Below are 17,371 nucleotides of genomic sequence, written 5' to 3'. Positions count from 1 at the left end.
CGTCCGGCCGAGCTGGCGTTGGGAGGTAGCGAACCGCGGTCATCCTTCCCGAGGTAGGACGCAAAGACGGTACGCGCCGCCGCGGGGTGCCTGTCAACCGCCTCCGGGGATGGATTTGGCCGGGGCGGCGTGTCGTCTGGGCGTGTCGGCCCCGGTTCACCCCCCAGCACACGCTGTGTCGCTACCCGATCACGCTGTGAGTGTTCTACAGAGCGTGAGGGCGGCGTCGGGGTGGTCGCCGGCGAGGAGGCCGGCGGCGGCGAGGATGTAGGTGGTGTCGATCGTGGTGCGGGGTGCGCGGGGCAGGGCCCAGCCGCCGGCGTGATCGGTCAGCGCCGGGGTCAGGGCCGCGCGGGCCGCGGCTGGTTCAGCATGCCGGAAGACGCCGCCGGACGCCACGACCGTGGCGACGTGTCGCAGGTCCCGTCCGCCTCGGGTGTGCCGGCGCACGGCGACGGTGACCGCGGCGGCGGCGAGCCCGAGCGGCCCGTCGCCGACCGCGATCCGCTCCCGGGCGGCGGCGGCGCGGATGCCGTCCACGTTCCACCGCACGCCGAGATCGCCCTCGACGGTCCTGAGGTGCCACAGCACCCCGGCGACGGCGTCCTGGGGCGTCTCACCGGGCTGCAGCGCCGAGTACACGTCGGTGGTCGCCCCGCCGACGTCGACGACGAGCAGGTCCCCGCCGGCGGCCCGGGCGAGGACCCCGACCCCGGTCAGCACCGCGTCCGGGGTGGCGGCGCTGACGAGCCGCCCGAACCGGGGCCCCTTCGACAGCCGCTTGCCGCCGATGACGTGCCGGATGAACTGTTCCCGGATCGCGGCCCGCGCCGGGGCGGGGTCGGTGACGCCGATGCGGGGCAGGACGTTCCCGGCGGCGGCGACGGGCAGGCCCCGCCCGGCGAGCAGGCCGACGATGTCGTCGCGGGTGTCGGCGTTCCCCGCGACGACCACGGGCACCTTCCAGCGGGCGGTGGCGAGGCGGTGCGCGTTGTGCCGGATGGTGTCGGCTTCTCCGCCGTCGGTACCGCCTGCCAGCAGTACCACATCCGGCTTGGCGTTCTTCAACGCGGCGACGGCGGCCGTGGTGAGGGCCCCGGTCGCGATGTGCACGACCCGGGCGCCGGCGGACAGGGCGACGCGGTGGGCGGCGTCGGCGGAGACGAGGGCCTCGAACCCGATCACGGCGAGCCGCAGCCCGCCGCCCGCGGACGAGCAGCAGTAGACGTGGTCGACGGGCCCGGCCGCGGCGAGGAGCGCGTCGACGCCGTGCAGGACGTCGGTGCCGAGGGTCGTCGGGTGGGTGCCGGTGGACAGCAGGTCGCCGGTGCCGGTGTCGACGACGGCGAGTTTCGTGTCGGTCGACCCGACGTCGAGACACGCGGCTTTCACGGTTGCGGGACGACGACGGTCCCGGTCGCCGACACGGCCAGGATCGGCTCGGCGAGGACGGAGGCCGCCGAGGGGCCGCGGGCGGGGTCGGCGCGGCAGGTGACGTGGCAGGTGAAGGCGACGGTCCGGGACCGGGTGCCCTGCCGGGTGACCGTGGCGGTGACCTCGACGACGTCGCCGGCGTGGACGGGGGCGTGGAACGTGACGGTGCTGTAGCCGGCGAAGAGGCCCTCGTCGGCGTCGGTGCGGATGCACAGTTCGGTGGCGGCGTCGCCGAACAGGGCGAGGCTGTAGGCGCCGTCGACGAGGTTCCCGCCGTAGTGGGCGTGCCCGTACGGCACGTACCGGCGGTGGGTGACGGTCACGCCTTCCAGGCTGCTCACGGGCGGCTCCTGACGGTGTGGGCGAGGCTGTGGGCAAGATACGACGCGACCTCGCGGGGGGTGGTGCCGCGGCCGAAGATCCGGTCGACGCCGAGCTCGCCGGTCATCAGCTCGTCGAAGCGGGGCCCGCCGGCGACGAGCAGCGGCCGTCTGGCGGCGGGGAACGCTTCGCGGAACGCCGCCGACATGGCTTTGACGTTGTGCAGGTGGGCGTCGCGCTGGGTGACGACCTGGGAGACGAGGACGGCGTCGGCGTGTTCGTCGGCGGCGGCCTGGACGAGGTCGGCCACGGCGACCTGGGCGCCGAGGTTCACGACCCGCAGTTCCCGGTAGTACTCGAGGCCTTTCTCCCCGGCGATGCCTTTGAGGTTGAGGATGGCGTCGATGCCGACGGTGTGGGCGTCGGTGCCGATGCAGGCGCCGACGACGACCATTTTGCGGCGGAGCCGGTCGCGGATGGCGGTGTTGACGTCTTTCGGGGACAGCAGCGGGTAGTCGCGTTCGGCGACGACGACCTTGGCCGGTTCGACGAGGTGGTTGACGCGGCCGTAGACGACGTAGAAGGTGTGCCCGTCGCCGATGGGCCGGGCGTGCACGACCATGGCCGGGTCGACGCCCATCTTCCCGGCCAGCTGCAGGGCGGCGCCTTCGCCGCGTTTCCCGGCGGGCAGCGGCAGCGTGAACGACAGCTGGATCATGCCGTCGCCGGTGGTGTCCCCGTACGGCCGCACGACCTTCGGGTCGGTGATTGGTTCGCTGCTCATGACGCCTCCCCGGTGAGGAGCTGCTCGGCCGGGTTCCAGTAGGTGTCCTCGCGCCGGGCGACGCCGTCGAGGCCTTTGCCGCGGTCGGCGGGGCGGCGCATGATCCCGAACGTGCCGTCGCCGATGGCCTGCAGGAGTCCCCGCTGCCCGATGTGCTCGAGGAGTTCGACGGCTTCGTGCAGTACCAGGGCGGCCCGGTCCTTGATGAAGGTGCCGGGGGTGAAGTCTTCGTGGAGGTTGCCGGCGGCGCGCAGGACGTAGTGGACGTTCTGCAGGGCGATGTCCCGGTCGGACAGCCACGGGGTGACGACGGCCTCGGTCATCATCCCGACGAGGAGGATGCCCTGCCCGGTCAGCGCCCCGGCGAGGTTGAAGAACCCGTCGAGGAGGTTGCCGCGGAACACGTCGCCGGTCATGTGCCGGGTCGGCGGCATCCATTTCAGCGGGGCGCCGGGGAACAGTTCCCGGGCGAGCAGGGCGTGGGCGAGTTCGAGGCGGAACGATTCGGGCAGCTCGGGGTTGATCTCGAAGGCGTGGCCGAGGCCGAGCTGCCACGTCTGCAGCCCGGCCTCGTCCGCGAAGTACTCGTTGAGCAGCTGCGACACGGTGACGGTGTGGGCGGCGTCGACGGCGTCGGCGGTGGTGAGGTAGTTGTCCTCGCCGGTGTTGATGATGATCCCGGCGCGGGCGTGGATCTGGCGGGAGAACCGCTGGTCGACGAAGGTCCGGATCGGGTTGATGTCGCGGAACAGGATGCCGTACATGGAGTCGTTGAGCATCATGTCGAGCCGTTCGAGCCCCGCGAGGGCCGCGATCTCCGGCATGCACAGCCCGGACGCGTAGTTCGTCAGGCGCACATACCGGCCCACCTCCTTCGACGTCTCGTCGAGGGCGGCCCGCATCAGCCGGAAGTTCTCCTGGGTGGCGTACGTGCCGGCGAACCCTTCCCGGGTGGCGCCTTCGGGGACGTAGTCCAGCAGCGACTGGCCGGTGGAGCGGATGACGGCGATGACGTCGGCGCCGGCCCGGGCGGCCGCCTGCGCCTGCGGGATGTCCTCGTAGATGTCGCCGGTCGCGACGATCAGGTAGATCCACGGCCGCTGCCGCGGGTCGCCGAGGCGGGCGATGAGCCGGTCCCGTTCCCGCCGCCGCCGGTCGATCCTCGCCACCCCTCGCCGCACGGCCGCGGTCGCGGTGCGCCGGGCGGCCGGCCCGGTCGGGACGTCGAAACGCACGCTGCCGGCGGCGGCTTTCTGCGCGAGGAGGGTCAGGTCGGCGTGCCCGTCGCGGCGCAGCGCGTCGTAGACGGGTTGCAGGACGCCGTGGCCGAGGCCGATGTCGGCGGCGACGGCGTCGACGAGCCGGTTCACCCACGGGATGCCGTCGGGGTCGGCGCCTTCGATCCCGGCCAGGCGCAGGGTGGCGCGTTCGACGGCGACGGTGGTGTGGGTCCGGGCCAGGTCGACGACGGGCCGCCCGGCCGCCGCCGCGAGCCGTCTCGCCGTGGCGACCAGGTCCGGGTCGAGGCCGAGTTTGCCGGTCACACCACCGCCTCCTTCACGTCACAGGGTCCAGATGTCGGTGCCGGCCAGGACGGTGGTCCGGGCGGCCGGGGTGTCGTCGCCGGTCAGCACGGCGGTGAGGGTGGCGGTGGTGTCCCAGACGGTGAACGTCGCGGTCCCGCCGGGGTTGAGGACGCCCTCGTCGTCGTCGCCGACGGCCCGCCAGCCGCCGCGGGTGTGCGCGGCGAACGCGGCCTTCGGCCCGATCCGCTGCACCGGGTTGTGGTGGCGCATCGCCGCCCGGCACGACCCCCACGGATCGAGGGGGGTGACGGGGCTGTCGGAGCCGAACGCGAGCAGCACCCCGACGCCGGCCATGGACCCGATCGGGTTCGCCGACAGCGCCCGTTGCGGGCCGAGCCGCTGCGCGTACATGCCGTGCTCGCCGCCCCACCGCCGGTCGAACGCCGGCTGGATCGAGGCGACGATGCCGTACTCGACGAACTTCGCGATCGCCGCCTTGTCCAGCAGCTCGGCGTGTTCGATGCGGTGCCGCCCGGCCCGCAGCCGTTCGACGCCGACGGCCCGGGCGGCGTGCCCGAACCCGGCCAGGACGGTGCCGATGGCGGCGTCGCCGATGGCGTGGAACCCGCCCTGCATACCGTGCTCGACGCAGCCGACGAGATGTTCGCCGATCTGTTCGGCGCTGAGGTAGCCGTGCCCGGCGGAGCCGTGGTCGTCGAGGTAGTCGTGGGACAGGTGCGCGGTGCGGGCACCCAGCGCCCCGTCGGCGTACAGGTCCCCGGCCGCGCCCCGCGCCCCCAGCTCCCGCGCTTTCGCGGCGGCGCCGGCTTCGCCCCACAGGCCGTACACCTTCGGGAACTGCGGCCCGTGGGCGAGGGCGGCGGTGAAGTCGTCCTCGCCGGACGTGCCGGGCCCGCCGCATTCGTGGATGGCGGCGATGCCCAGCGACGCGGCGTGGCGCAGGGTCGCCTGCTGCGCGGCGTGGATCTGCGCGGCGGTGATCGACCCGTAGGCGGCGGCGCGGGCGGTGTGGTGGTCGTCGCGGGTCAGCCACCCCCGCCCGTCACCGCGCACCCCGCCGGTCAGCAGCTTCGACGAGACGAGCGCGGCGTGCACGCAGGTCCGGGACAGGTAGACGGCGCGGCCGCCGCCGGCCCGGTCGAGCTCGGCGCTGCTCGGCGTCGTCTGCTCGGCCCACCCGGACTCGTCCCAGCCGTGGCCGATGACGACCGCGTCGGGCGGGAGCGTGGCGGCGTGGGCGGCGACGGCGTCGAGGACGTCGGTCGCGGAGCGGGTGGCGGTGAGGTCGAGGCCCTGCAGGGTGATGCCGGTCGCGGTGGTGTGCACGTGCGCGTCGACGAACGCCGGGGTGAGCAGCGCCCCGGCGAGGTCGACGACCCGGTCGGCGCCGGTCGGGGCGTCGGCGTCGGGCCCGAGCCAGGCGATGCGGTCGCCGTCGGTGAGCAGCGCGGTGGCGGAGGGGTCGGCCGGGGTGTGGACGCGGCCACCGCGGTACAGGGTTCTCATGCCGCCCAGTCTGCCAACCGGGGTGCGAGGCGCGCTTCGAAGATGGCCCGGACGGCGGGTTCGGATCGCAGCAGGCCGATGGCGTACTCGGCGTGGCCGGGGACGTAGCCGTTGCCGATGAGCATGGTCACATCGGCGGCGAGGCCTTCGGCGCCGAGGGCGGCGGCCGGGAACGAGGTGGCCATGGAGAAGAAGATGACGGTACCGCCGGGCCGGGTCGCCAGGATGGCGGCGTGTTCGCAGCCGGGGACGTCGACGCACACCACCGTCAGGTCGGCCGGGTCACCGATCGCTTCGCTGAGGCCGACGGCGTCTCTGGCGTCGGCGACGACCACGTCCGTCGCGAGACCGCTTGCGGCGATTTGTGCGCGTTCTCGTTCGTCGCGGACGACGGCGACGGTGTGTCTCCCTTTCGCCGCGGCCAGGGCGAGGCTGCCGGACTTGCCGGCGGCACCCAACACGGCCACTTTTCGGACATCAGCCGAAATATGGCGCTTGACCAGTGCGGGTGCGCCGCAGACGTCGAGCACCGCGAGGGCCAGCTCGGGGGCGAGGTCGCCGGGCAGCACCGCGGCGATCGACCGGGCGAACAGAATCGCGTGACCCTCGCACGGCACCTGCTCGCTCAGCCCGTCCCAGTCCCGCAGCCCGTCGGTGATGGCCAGGGGCGTCAGGGTCAGCGACACCAGGGTCGCGATCCGGTCGCCGGGGTTGAGGCCCAGGGGCGAGTCCGGGCCGGCCGCGTCGACGGTGCCGATGAGCATGCCACCCGAGCCGGTGACCGGGTTGTGCATCTTCCCCCGCGCCGCCACGATCTGCAGCACCGCGGCCCGGATCGCCGCTCCGTCACCGCCGTGCGCGTCGGACAGCTGCCGGTACGAGGCGGCGTCGAGGTTCAGCCGCTCGACCCGCACCCGCACCTCGTCGGCCCCGATCGCCGGTGACGCGTCGAGCCGCTGCGCCGCCTGCGGCAGCACCCCGGCCGGGGCCAGCACCCGATGCAACCCGATCGAAGAGCTCATTTTCCCGCACCACCCCACCGTTGACCGAAGATTTTCCGGCACAGTAACGCGATGACAGGATATCTTTCAAGACCGGGTCAGGGTGAGGACATGTTCCACCAGGCCGATCAGCACCGCCTTCGACGACTCCCGATCCCGCGCGTCACACAACAACAGCGGCACAAGACCATCCAGGTCCAGGGCCTCCCGCACCTCCGCCTCCGAATACGTCACCGCATCGTCGAAACAGTTCACCGCCACCACGAACGGCGTGTTGCGCCGCTCGAAATAGTCGATCGACGGGAAACAGTCCGCCAGCCGCCGCGTGTCCGCGAGCACCACCGCCCCGATCGCCCCCAGCGCCAGCTCGTCCCACAGGAACCAGAACCGGTCCTGCCCCGGCGTCCCGAACAGATACAGCACCACCTCCGGCCCGATCGTGATCCGGCCGAAGTCCATCGCGACCGTCGTCGTCGACTTGCGCTCCACCCCCGTCACATCATCGGTGCCGACCCCCGCCGACGTCAGCGACTCCTCCGTCGTCAACGGCCGGATCTCACTCACCGCCCCGACCAGGGTCGTCTTGCCGGCCCCGAACCCGCCGGCGACGAGAATCTTCACCGCCGTCGGCACCCGCGGCAGCTCAGAGCGCCCGGAGTCCATGGATCACCGCCTTCAACACACTCGCGCTCGGCAGCCCGCCGGTGCCCTGCGGCTCGTACAGCTCGATCAGCCCCTGCCCCAGCAGGTCCCCCAGCAGCACCCGGACCACCCCGAGGGCCAGATCCAGATGCGAGGCCAGCTCCGCCACCGCGAGGGGCTCCCGGCACGCGGCGAGGATCGCCCGGTGCTCCGGCTGCAACCCCCATCCGCCCGCACCACCCGCGACGGCGACGACCATCGCGACCACGTCGAACTTGTCCGACGCCGGCACGACCCGACCGCCCGTCATCGCGTACGGCCGCACGACCGGGCCCGCGTCCCGGTCCGCCCACGTGTACTCCGCCCACGGCCCCTCCGGCGGGTGCAGGTCCTCCCGCGGCGGCTCCGGCCACCGGTACGAGCCGCCCGGAGCGTCCTGCCGGCCGTCCTGCCGGCCGTCCTGAAGGCCGTCCTGCCAGGCGTGGCGGCCAGGCTCGGTCATGTCCCGTCCTCCGCCGGCCGCGCCGCCGCCGTCAGGTTCGCCCCGACCCGCTGCACGAGCATCGCCATCTCGTACGCGATCAGCCCGATGTCCGCGTCCGCCGCCGCGAGCACGGCCAGGCACGCACCCCGCCCCGCCGCCGTCACGAACAGGAACGCCTCATCCATCTCGATGATCGTCTGCCGTACCGCGCCGCCCCCGAAATGCCGGCCCGCCCCACGCGCCAGCGACTGGAACCCGGCCGCGACCGCCGACAGATGCTCCGCGTCCTCCTGCGACAGCCCCGCCGACGCACCCAGCAGCAGCCCGTCCACGGACAGCACCACCGTGCGCTGCACCGACGGCACCCGCCCCACCAGATCGTCCAGCAGCCACGCCAGGGCACTGTTGCCGCCCGCGCCGCTCACCGCTCGTCCCCGTCCTCGTCGGCGCGGGCCTCGTGACGGCCGCGGGCCGTACCGGCCTGGAACGACGTCATCATCCGGCGCAGCTCATCCGGCGAACGACCCGCCGGCGCCTCCATGACCACCGTCTCGTCCTGCTGCAACTGCGGCGCCAGGGACCGCTGCCGGACCCGCTTCGGCAGACCGCCCGGCGTCGTGGTCCGCGGCTCCTCCACCTTGGGAAGCTCCGCCTTGGGACGCTCCGCCGGCCGCAACGGCACCGGCTCCGGCCTTGGCTCCGGCCTTGGTTCCGGTTCCCGCTTCGCCGGCAGTTCCAACACGGGCGCCGGCAGCTCCGGCGCCGCCACCACCAGATCCGCGGGCAGCAGCACGACCGCCGTCACACCCCCGTACGGCGACGCCCGCAGCACCACCCGCACCCGGTGCCGGGCCGCCAGCTGCGCGACCACGAACAACCCCAGCTGCGCACTGTTGCCCGGGTCGAACACCGGCGGCTCGGCCAGCCGCCGGTTCGCGACCTCCAGCGCCTCCGCGCTCATCCCCAGCCCGCGGTCCTCGATCTCCACCACGAACCCGTTCGGCACCGCCTGCCCGGTGACCTGCACCTTCGTGTGCGGCGGGGAGTACGACGTGGCGTTCTCCAGCAACTCCGCCAGCAGATGGATCACGTCACCGACGGCCCGGCCCGTCACCGCACCGTCGCCGATCGCCACGACCTGCACCCGCGCGTAGTCCTCGACCTCCGACACCGCACCCCGCACCACGTCGATCACCGGCACCGGGTTGCGCCACCCCCGGCCCGGCGTCGACCCGGCCAGGATCACCAGGTCCTCCGCGTGGCGGCGCATCCGGGTCGCGAGATGGTCGACCCGGAACAGATCCGCCAGGTCGTCCGGCTCGTGCGTACGCCGCTCCATGCCGTCCAGCAGCGACAACTGCCGGTGCAGCAGCGTCTGCGAACGGCGGGCGATGTTCAGGAACACCTCGTTCATGCCCTGCCGGACCGACGCCTCCTCCACCGCCGACGCGACCGCAGTCCGCCGCACCGAGTTGAACGCCTCCGCCACCTGCCCGATCTCGTCGACGCCGAGCCGCAACGGCGGCGCCTCCGCCGCCACATCCACCTGGTCACCCTGCCGCAGCCGGGCCACCACCGACGGCAGCCGCGTCTCGGCCAGGTCCCGGGCCGCCCGCGCCAGACCGTCGAGGCGCCGCGCCACCGACCGGCCGATCCGCACCGACAGCAGCACCGACGCCGCCACCGCCAGCAGACCCACGAACCCGGCCCCGACCAGCTGCCACACGATCCGGTCCGACGCGTCCGACGCGTGCCGCACATTGAGCTTCTGCACGTCGGAACGGAACTTCGCCAGCGCCGTGTTCACCGGGTCGAACGCCGCCCGCCACTGCCCCAGCTCGATCCCCGACGTCGTGCCGGGCGTCGTGCCGATCAGCCGGTTCTCCAGATCCTGCAACGCCTTCAACGCGGGTGTACCGCCCAGCTGCTGCTGATACTGCGCCTGCTGCTCGGCCCGCAGCTGCGTCGCCGCGTACGGCAGCAGCAGCCGCGCCTGCCCGACCAGCGTCACCATCTGCGCGTAGTCCTCGACGGTGTAGTCGCCCTCGGTCGTGAAGTCCCCGACCAGCGCGTCCTCCTCCGACAGCAGCTCACGCACCATCGACAGGACGAACACCCCGCGGGCCTCGGCCGCCACGCCGGCGTCGGAGTGGTTCGACGCCGCCTCGAACACCCCGTACGTCGTGTTGACGATCAGGCTGATGCCGTTGCGGGCGTCGTCGGGCTCGCCGCCGCCGTCCGCGGCCGCCCGGATCGGCGCCAGGCTCGTCAGCGCCTTCATCGTCGTCTCCAGCGCGACCTTCAGCTCGTCGGACGCCGCGTCCTGGGCCGGGCCGCTGGACGACTGCCGCTGGAAGTTCGCCACCGCCAGGTCGGTCTTCTGCCGCGCCTCCACCATCAGCGCCTGCCCGCTCTTGCGGCCCGACGCGAGGAAGGCACCGGTCAGCTGCCGCTCCGACTGCAGCGCCGTCACCATCGTCTCGGCCGGCTCCCCGACCCGGTCGGCGATCGTCGACGCGCCGCGCAGATCCAGCGCGGACGGCAGCGTGATACTCACCGCGAACAGCCACAGCGCCACGAGCATGACCAGCGGCACGGTCATCATCGCGGTGATCTTGGCGCGGACGGACCAGCGACTCTTCATCGTTCCTCAGCGGCAGGCAGTGGAGCACGGGACAGGGTGCAGAACGGTTGCGGGCAGGTTGCCGCCCAGCTCAGCCACCGTATGCACCAAGATCCCGATCGACGTCGGGCGTTCGGGCGAGTTTTGCCTGCTCACCGGCTTGTACACGACAAACAGCACTTTTTGGTCTTTCCGGACCGCCCCGAGAAACCTTCCGGCCAGGGGATCGCCTGCCGGATAATTTCCCGATAATCTGCCCTCAGGACACAAAACCTTGAGGAGCGCAGCCGTGCAGCCATACGTCTACCAGCGCCACGCCCTCCACGAACCCGACTGGCGCCGCTACCCCGGCTGGCACGACGTCACCCGCGACCAGTGGGAAAGCGCCCAATGGCAACGCGCCCACTGCGTCAAGACCATCCCCCAGCTGCGCGCCGTCCTCGGCCCCACCGTCACCGACGCCTTCTACGCCGACCTCACCGAAGACCAGGCCCACCACGCCACCATGTCCATGCTCATCCCACCCCAGATGATCAACACCATGGTCCCCGGCGCCACCCCCACCGACGACACCCTGCGCGCCGACCCCATCCGCGCCTACATGCTCCCCATCGCCACCGACCGCCGCCCCGACTTCCCCTCACACCCCTACGCCACCCGCGACTCCCTCCACGAACACGACATGTGGGTCGCCGAAGGACTCACCCACCGCTACCCCACCAAAGTCCTCGCCGAACTCCTGCCCACCTGCCCGCAGTACTGCGGCCACTGCACCCGCATGGACCTCGTCGGCAACAACACCCCCACCGTCACCAAACTCAAACTCGCCAGCAAACCCGCCGACCGCCACACCGCCATCCTCGACTACCTGCGCACCCACCCCGGCGTCCGCGACGTCGTCGTCTCCGGCGGCGACGTCGCCAACCTGCCCTGGCACCAACTCGAGACCTTCCTCATGGCACTGCTCGGCATCGACACCATCCGCGACATCCGCCTCGCCACCAAAGCCCTCGCCGGACTCCCCCAGCACTGGCTGCAACCCACCGTCGTCGAAGGCCTCGAACGCGTCGCCCGCACCGCCGCCCGCCGCGGCGTCAACCTCGCCATCCACACCCACGTCAACCACGCCCAGTCCCTCACCCCACTCGTCGCCAAAGCCGCCCACACCGCCCTCGAAGTCGGCGTCCGCGACGTACGCAACCAGGGCGTCCTCCTGCGCGGCGTCAACGCCACCGCACCCGACCTGCTCGACCTCTGCTTCGCCCTGCAAGGAGAAGCCGGCATCCTCCCGTACTACTTCTACATGTGCGACATGATCCCCAACGCCGAACACTGGCGCGTCGCCGTCTGGCAGGCCCAGCAACTCCAGCACGACATCATGGGCTACCTGCCCGGCTACGCCACCCCACGCATCGTCTGCGACGTCCCGTACGTCGGCAAACGCTGGGTCCACATGGTCACCGAATACGACCGCGAACGCGGCATCAGCTACTGGACCAAGAACTACCGCACCAGCATCGAGGACGACGCCACCCAACTCGACCGCACCTACCCCTACTACGACCCGATCGACACCCTCCCCAAGACCGGCGCCGACTGGTGGCGCAAAGAACACGCCGCCTGACCCCGCGCGCGATGGCGCAAAACGGGCACCGAGCGCAGCCGGAGAGCGCACCCTGAGTACGTGCGCCGCCGCAACTTCCTCCGCCTGCTCGGCATCGCCATCGCCGCTGCGGCGCTGATCTCGTACGTCAACTGGGCCGGCGACCGGGGAACCCAGTTCGACCCGGCCGCCCAGCTGCACTGCGCCCGCGGCACCGAGATCGCCGGCGCCCGGGCCACCGCCGCACCGACCAGCCAGGAGACCCGCTCCCCCGACCAGCTCGCCGACGCCTGGGCGAACGCCCGCAATCCCGAGCTCGTGGCCGGCAAGCACCGGGTGTTCGACAGCGCCGACCGGATCGACATCGGCTTCGACCGCAAGGCGCAGACGGTCGCCGTGCTCACCTTCCTGCGCTCCGACAAGGCGCTGGGCTGGCACCTCGACGCCGTCGTCGCCTGCCAGGCCCAGGTGCGCCGATCCGCCGCCCCCAGCGCCAGTCCCTCATAGCTGCGGGCCGAATCCCCGAACCCTCGGACCGTGGGATGCCGACGGGCCGGAACCCAAAAACCTAAGTCAGCCGCGCAGCGGCTAGGAAGTTCGTTTTTCCTGACGTGGCGTAGCCACGTCCTCTAAGGCGTCCTAGGACGCTAGGATATGGCCTCGGACCCGGTCAAGGACTGGCTCGGCACCGCCTCTACGGCGTCCTAGGACAGTGGGATCGGCGCGTCGGGGCGCGGGGGTCAGGAGCGGGCGAAGCCGCCCTGCTCGCCCAGGCGTTCGACCTTTTCCGTGGGGCCCGAGACGATCAGCATGTCGCCGGAGCCGATCACCGTCTCCGGCACCGCCGTCTCCGCCTCGGTGCCCGGGCGTTTCACCGCGACCACCGTGATCCCGTGCCGGCTGCGCAACCCCAGCTGCGCCAGCGTCGAACCCGCGAACTCGTCGGGCGGGCAGACCTTGGCGATCGCGTACCCGTCGTCGAGCTCGATGAAGTCCAGCAGTTTCCCCGTCACCAGGTGCGCCACCCGCGCGCCCATGTCGGCCTCCGGCAGGACCACGTGCCGGGCGCCGACCCGCTCCAGGATGCGGGCGTGCTTCACCGAGATCGCCTTGGCCCAGATCTCCTCGACGCCCAGCTCTGTCAGCGCCAGCACGGTCAGCACGCTGGCCTCGATGTCGGTGCCGATGCCGACCACGGCCCGGTTGAACTCGGCCACGCCGATCTGGCGCAGCGCCTCCTCGTCGGTGGAGTCCGCCTCCACGACGTGGGTCAGCGTGTCGGCGAGCTTCTGCACGATCTCGGCGTTCTCGTCGATGCCGAGCACCTCGTGGCCGAGTTCGGTCAGCGACTCGGCGACCTGCCCGCCGAAGCGGCCCAGGCCGATGACGACGACCCCCCGCGCCGAGGCGTCCTTCTTTCCCACAGCAACTCCAAAGGCAGAGGGCGGTCAGCCGATGATCGGGCGTTCCTCGGGGCGGCGGAAGCGCAGCTTGCGGTGCCGCAGCGCCAGGGCCGAGGCCACCGTGATGGTACCGACGCGGCCGACGAACATCAGCACGACGAGGACCACCTGGCCCACCGGCGGCAGCGACGCCGTGATGCCGGTCGACAGGCCGGCGGTGGAGAACGCCGCCGTCGCCTCGAACAGCACCCGGTCGAACGGCAGGTCCGTGACGAGCAGCAGCACCATCGTCCCGGCCGCGACCGCCGCCACGCCCAGCAGGGCGACCGTCACCGCCTGGCGCAGGGTGTGCGGGGAGACCCGGCGGGAGGCGATGTTCACGTCGTCCTCGCCGCGGACCTCGGCCCAGATGACGTACGCGAGCAGGAAGAACGTCGTCACCTTGATGCCGCCGGAGGTGCCCGCGCTGCCGCCGCCGATGAACATCAGCACGTCGGTGAAGGCGAGGGTCTCCGGGCGTACCGCGGCGTAGTCGATGCTGTTGAACCCGGCGGTGCGCGGGTTCACGCCGGCGAACACGCCGCCGACGAGCGTCTCGCGCCAGTTCAGCGGGCCCAGCGTCGCCGGGTTCGACCACTCCAGGGCGGTGACGGTCACGATGGCGGCCACGAGCAGCAGCGCCGTGCCCCACACCGTGAGCCGGGTGTGGATCGACCACAGGCGGGGGGTGCGCCATTCGCGGTAGAGCTCCAGTACGACAGGGAAACCCAGACCGCCGAGGACGACGGCGACGGCGACCGTGCCGCAGATCCACGGGTCGCCGACGAAGCGCACGAAGCTGTCGGAGAACAGGGTGGTGCCGGCGTTGTTGAAGGCGCTGACGGCGTGGAACACCCCGTGCCAGGCCGCGGTGGCCAGGGATTCGTCGTAGGCGATGCGGAACCGCACGGTCAGCACGACCGCGATGAGCAGCTCGAAGCCGACCATCATGGCCAGCACCCGCAGCAGCAGGTTGCGGACCTCGCCGAGGTTGATCGCCCGGGTCTCGGCCTGGGCGACGAGCCGGGTCTGCAGCGCGAGCCGGCGCGAGACCATCAGGCCCAGCACCGTCGCGAACGTCATGATCCCGAAGCCGCCGATCTGCACCAGCGCGAGGATGATCCCCTGGCCCAGCGGCGACCAGTACGTCGCGGTGTCCACGGTGCTCATGCCGGTGATGAACACCGACGACGCGGCGGTGAACAGGGCGGTCAGCGGCGGCGCGGACTCACCGGCGGTGCGCGCGGCGGGCAGCAGCAGCAGGCCGGTCCCGACCAGCAGCGCCGCCACGAACGCGGACGGCAGCAGCCGCGTGGGATGCCGCAGGGCCCGGAGCATGCGGAGGATCTTAGTCGGGCAGCAACGGTACTGTCGGACCTTGCCGCCGTCCGATCAGCGACGCGCGCATCAGGGCGGCCGAGCCGAACCGGTCGCGCACCTTGTCCATCGCCGTGTCCAGGCCGTCGCCGGAGGTCACGTCGAACGGCAGCTCCAGCTGCGCGGTCCCCTCCCCGTCGAGGTTGGTGACCGCCAGTCCCACCAGCGTCAGGCCCCGGTTGACGATGTCGGAGACCGCGGCGGTGTGCAGCCGCAGGACCGCATCCAGGATCGTCTGCGTGTGCGACGTCGCCCGCGGCATCGTGTGCGAGCGGGTGACCCGGGTGAAGTCGGCGAAGCGCAGCCGCAGCACCACCGTGCGCCCGGACCGGCCGGCCGCCCGCATCCGGCGGGTCACCCGGTCGGTGAGCTCGGAGAGGACCGCCTGCTGGAACGGCAGCGGGTGCGGGCCGCGGCCGAGGGCCCGCTGCGCCCCGATCGAGCGCCGCCGCTGCCCGACGACCACCGGCCGCGGGTCGCGGTTGTGGGCCAGGGCGTGCAGGTGGCGGCCCTGGCCCTCGCCGAGCATCGAGATCAGCGTGGCCTCGCCGAGCCTGGCCACCTGCCCGACGGTGGAGACGCGGTGGGCGTGCAGCTTCGCGGCGGTGACGGTGCCGACGCCCCACAGCCGCTCGACGGGCAGGCGGTGCAGGAACTGCAGTTCCCCGTCCGGCGGTACCAGCAGCAGCCCGTCGGGTTTCGCGACCCCGGAGGCGACCTTGGCCAGGAACTTGGTCCGCGCCACGCCGACGGTGATGGCCAGGCCGACCTCGGCCTTGACCCGGGCCCGCAGCCGCTCGGCGATGCCCAGCGGCGCCCCGGCGATCCGGAACAGCCCGGCGACGTCGAGGAACGCCTCGTCGATCGAGAGCCCCTCGACCATCGGCGTGGTGTCCCGGAAGACCGCGAACACGGCCTTGGACGCCTCGGAGTACGCGCGCATCCGCGGCGGGACGACGATCGCCTCCGGGCACAGCGCCCGCGCCTGCCGCCCGCCCATCGCCGTGCGCACCCCGCGCCGCTTCGCCTCGTAGCTGCAGGCCAGGACCACGCCGCCGCCGACGATCACCGGCCGGCCGCGCAGGCGGGGGTCGTCGCGCTGCTCCACCGAGGCGTAGAACGCGTCGAGGTCAGCGTGCAAGATGGAAGCCCCGTCCGACACGAACATATGTTCGCACAGGACGGGGCCACCAGGAAGAACTTACGCGCGCAGGGCCCGGATCGTGTCGCGGTACCAGTGCGCGGAGCGCTTCGGGGTGCGCTCCTGGGTGTCGTAGTCGACGCGCACGATGCCGAAGCGCTTGTCGTAGCCGTACGCCCACTCGAAGTTGTCCATCAGCGACCACGCGAAGTAGCCCCGGATGTCGGCGCCCTGCTGGCGGGCCAGGGCCACGGCGCCGATGTGCGAGTCGAAGTAGGCGACCCGGTCGGCGTCATCGACGTAGCCGGTCTCGTCGGGCACGTCGTCGAAGGCCGCGCCGTTCTCGGTCACGTAGATCGGCAGCCGGTAGTCGGTGTAGAGGCGCACCAGCAGCTGGGTGAAGCCCTCGGGGACGATCTCCCAGCCCATGGCCGTGATCGGCCGGCCGGTCGGGATGACCCGGCTGACCGGCAGCCCGGCCGCGTCGGTGGTGTTGCCGTCCTCGTCGACGCCGGAGACCGTCTCGGAGAAGTAGTAGTTGACGCCGAGCACGTCCAGCGGCGTCTTGATGACCTCGAGGTCGCCGTCCCGCACCGGCAGCTCGATGTGCTGCTTCGCGAGGTCGTCGACGAGGTCGGCCGGGTAGCGGCCGTGCACCAGCGGGTCGAGGTAGATCCGGGTGGACAGCGCGTCGGAGCGGCGGGCGGCGTCGCGGTCGGCCTCGGAGTCGGTCTGCGGGGTCGGCACGCCCATGTTCAGGGTGATGCCGAAGGTGTGCCGTCCGTCCGACGCCTCGCGCATGCGCTGGGTGGCCAGGCCATGACCGAGCAGCAGATGGTGTACCGCCGACATGCTCGCCGCGAAGTCGCGCCGGCCGGGGGCGTGGGCGCCGTAGGCGTACCCGAGCATCGCCGAGCACCACGGCTCGTTCAGCGTCGTCCAGGTGGTGATCCGGTCCTGCAGCGCCTCGAAGACGAGCATGCTGTAGTCGGCGAACCGGTACGCGGTGTCCCGGTTCGGCCAGCCGCCGGCGTCCTCGAGCTCCTGCGGCAGGTCCCAGTGGTACAGCGTCAGCCACGGCTCGACGCCGTTGGCCAGCAGTTCGTCGGTGAGCCGGTCGTAGAAGCCGATGCCCTCCGGGTTCACCGGGCCCCGGCCGCGCGGCTGCACGCGCGGCCAGGCCACGGAGAAGCGGTACAGGTCGACGCCGAGGTCGCGGATCAGCGCCACGTCCTGCGGCATGCGGTGGTAGTGGTCGCAGGCGACCTCACCGGTGTCGCCCTTGTCGATCGCGTCGGGCACGTCGCAGAACGTGTCCCAGATGGACCGGGTGCGTCCTCCCTCGTCGACCGCGCCCTCGATCTGGTAGGCCGAGGTCGCCACACCCCAGCGGAACGAGGGTGGAAGCGTGGCGATCGGGTTGCTGCGATCGAGGGGTGTCACGGTCGTGTCCATGGTTCTCCTGG

General features: G+C 72.1%; 16 protein-coding genes. 2 read left to right on the top strand and 14 right to left on the bottom strand.

What is annotated here, in order from left to right; translation table 11 throughout:
* Positions 1 to 189 precede the first annotated feature (189 nt).
* The 10 genes from ACQP00_RS26550 to ACQP00_RS26505 form a co-directional block, all read right to left on the bottom strand.
* Positions 190 to 1,392, bottom strand: coding sequence for a glutamate mutase L (locus tag ACQP00_RS26550; RefSeq protein ID WP_433223592.1), 1,203 nt, complete (start codon positions 1,390 to 1,392; stop codon positions 190 to 192).
* The gene (locus tag ACQP00_RS26545) at positions 1,389 to 1,775 is read right to left on the bottom strand and encodes a hotdog domain-containing protein (RefSeq protein WP_433223590.1); all 387 of its coding nucleotides are present in this window, start codon (positions 1,773 to 1,775) and stop codon (positions 1,389 to 1,391) included. The genes ACQP00_RS26550 and ACQP00_RS26545 overlap by 4 nt, the downstream gene beginning before the upstream one ends.
* A complete protein-coding gene (locus ACQP00_RS26540) occupies positions 1,772 to 2,539 on the bottom strand; it encodes an OAM dimerization domain-containing protein (protein ID WP_433223588.1) in 768 nt (255 codons plus the stop codon). Before ACQP00_RS26540 ends, ACQP00_RS26545 begins: the two co-directional genes overlap by 4 nt.
* On the bottom strand, positions 2,536 to 4,083 hold the full coding sequence (locus ACQP00_RS26535; RefSeq protein WP_433223586.1) for a lysine 5,6-aminomutase subunit alpha TIM-barrel domain-containing protein: 1,548 nt from the start codon (positions 4,081 to 4,083) through the stop codon (positions 2,536 to 2,538). Before ACQP00_RS26535 ends, ACQP00_RS26540 begins: the two co-directional genes overlap by 4 nt.
* Before the next feature lie 18 nt (positions 4,084 to 4,101).
* The gene (locus tag ACQP00_RS26530) at positions 4,102 to 5,592 is read right to left on the bottom strand and encodes an amidohydrolase (RefSeq protein ID WP_433223584.1); all 1,491 of its coding nucleotides are present in this window, start codon (positions 5,590 to 5,592) and stop codon (positions 4,102 to 4,104) included.
* Positions 5,589 to 6,614 (bottom strand): L-erythro-3,5-diaminohexanoate dehydrogenase, encoded by a 1,026-nt coding sequence (locus ACQP00_RS26525; protein ID WP_433223582.1) that lies wholly within the window; start codon positions 6,612 to 6,614, stop codon positions 5,589 to 5,591. The genes ACQP00_RS26530 and ACQP00_RS26525 overlap by 4 nt, the downstream gene beginning before the upstream one ends.
* Before the next feature lie 66 nt (positions 6,615 to 6,680).
* The gene (locus ACQP00_RS26520; RefSeq protein ID WP_433223580.1) at positions 6,681 to 7,256 is read right to left on the bottom strand and encodes a GTP-binding protein; all 576 of its coding nucleotides are present in this window, start codon (positions 7,254 to 7,256) and stop codon (positions 6,681 to 6,683) included.
* A complete protein-coding gene (locus ACQP00_RS26515; protein ID WP_433223578.1) occupies positions 7,237 to 7,737 on the bottom strand; it encodes a DUF742 domain-containing protein in 501 nt (166 codons plus the stop codon). Before ACQP00_RS26515 ends, ACQP00_RS26520 begins: the two co-directional genes overlap by 20 nt.
* Complete coding sequence (locus ACQP00_RS26510) at positions 7,734 to 8,144, bottom strand: roadblock/LC7 domain-containing protein (protein ID WP_433223576.1); 411 nt, start codon at positions 8,142 to 8,144, stop codon at positions 7,734 to 7,736. The genes ACQP00_RS26515 and ACQP00_RS26510 overlap by 4 nt, the downstream gene beginning before the upstream one ends.
* Positions 8,141 to 10,363, bottom strand: a complete 2,223-nt coding sequence (locus ACQP00_RS26505; RefSeq protein ID WP_433223574.1) for a nitrate- and nitrite sensing domain-containing protein — start codon at positions 10,361 to 10,363, stop codon at positions 8,141 to 8,143. Before ACQP00_RS26505 ends, ACQP00_RS26510 begins: the two co-directional genes overlap by 4 nt.
* 232 nt (positions 10,364 to 10,595) lie before the next feature.
* Between ACQP00_RS26505 and ACQP00_RS26500 the strand changes: the two genes are divergently transcribed.
* Both ACQP00_RS26500 and ACQP00_RS26495 read left to right on the top strand, forming a co-directional pair.
* Positions 10,596 to 11,966 (top strand): KamA family radical SAM protein, encoded by a 1,371-nt coding sequence (locus tag ACQP00_RS26500; RefSeq protein ID WP_433223995.1) that lies wholly within the window; start codon positions 10,596 to 10,598, stop codon positions 11,964 to 11,966.
* Between the two features lie 60 nt (positions 11,967 to 12,026).
* Positions 12,027 to 12,452, top strand: a complete 426-nt coding sequence (locus ACQP00_RS26495; protein WP_433223572.1) for a hypothetical protein — start codon at positions 12,027 to 12,029, stop codon at positions 12,450 to 12,452.
* Positions 12,453 to 12,685: 233 nt separating this feature from the next.
* Here ACQP00_RS26495 and ACQP00_RS26490 read toward each other — a convergent pair whose 3' ends face one another.
* The 4 genes from ACQP00_RS26490 to ACQP00_RS26475 are packed head-to-tail and all read right to left on the bottom strand — an operon-like array spanning position 12,686 to position 17,360.
* Entirely contained in the window at positions 12,686 to 13,369 is a 684-nt protein-coding gene (locus ACQP00_RS26490; RefSeq protein ID WP_433223570.1) for a potassium channel family protein, read from the bottom strand.
* Positions 13,370 to 13,393: 24 nt separating this feature from the next.
* Positions 13,394 to 14,725 carry a TrkH family potassium uptake protein gene (locus ACQP00_RS26485; RefSeq protein WP_433223568.1) on the bottom strand — a complete coding sequence of 444 codons (1,332 nt, stop codon included), beginning with the start codon at positions 14,723 to 14,725 and terminating at the stop codon, positions 13,394 to 13,396.
* A 10-nt stretch (positions 14,726 to 14,735) separates the two neighbouring features.
* Positions 14,736 to 15,926, bottom strand: a complete 1,191-nt coding sequence (dinB, locus tag ACQP00_RS26480; protein WP_433223566.1) for a DNA polymerase IV — start codon at positions 15,924 to 15,926, stop codon at positions 14,736 to 14,738.
* Between the two features lie 39 nt (positions 15,927 to 15,965).
* Positions 15,966 to 17,360, bottom strand: a complete 1,395-nt coding sequence (locus ACQP00_RS26475) for a GH1 family beta-glucosidase (RefSeq protein WP_433223564.1) — start codon at positions 17,358 to 17,360, stop codon at positions 15,966 to 15,968.
* Between the last annotated feature and the right edge of the window lie 11 nt (positions 17,361 to 17,371).

The organism is Dactylosporangium sp. CS-047395, from assembly GCF_050942185.1.
Classification (GTDB): Bacteria; Actinomycetota; Actinomycetes; order Mycobacteriales; family Micromonosporaceae; genus Dactylosporangium.
This window is presented reverse-complemented; position numbering and strand designations above follow the sequence as displayed.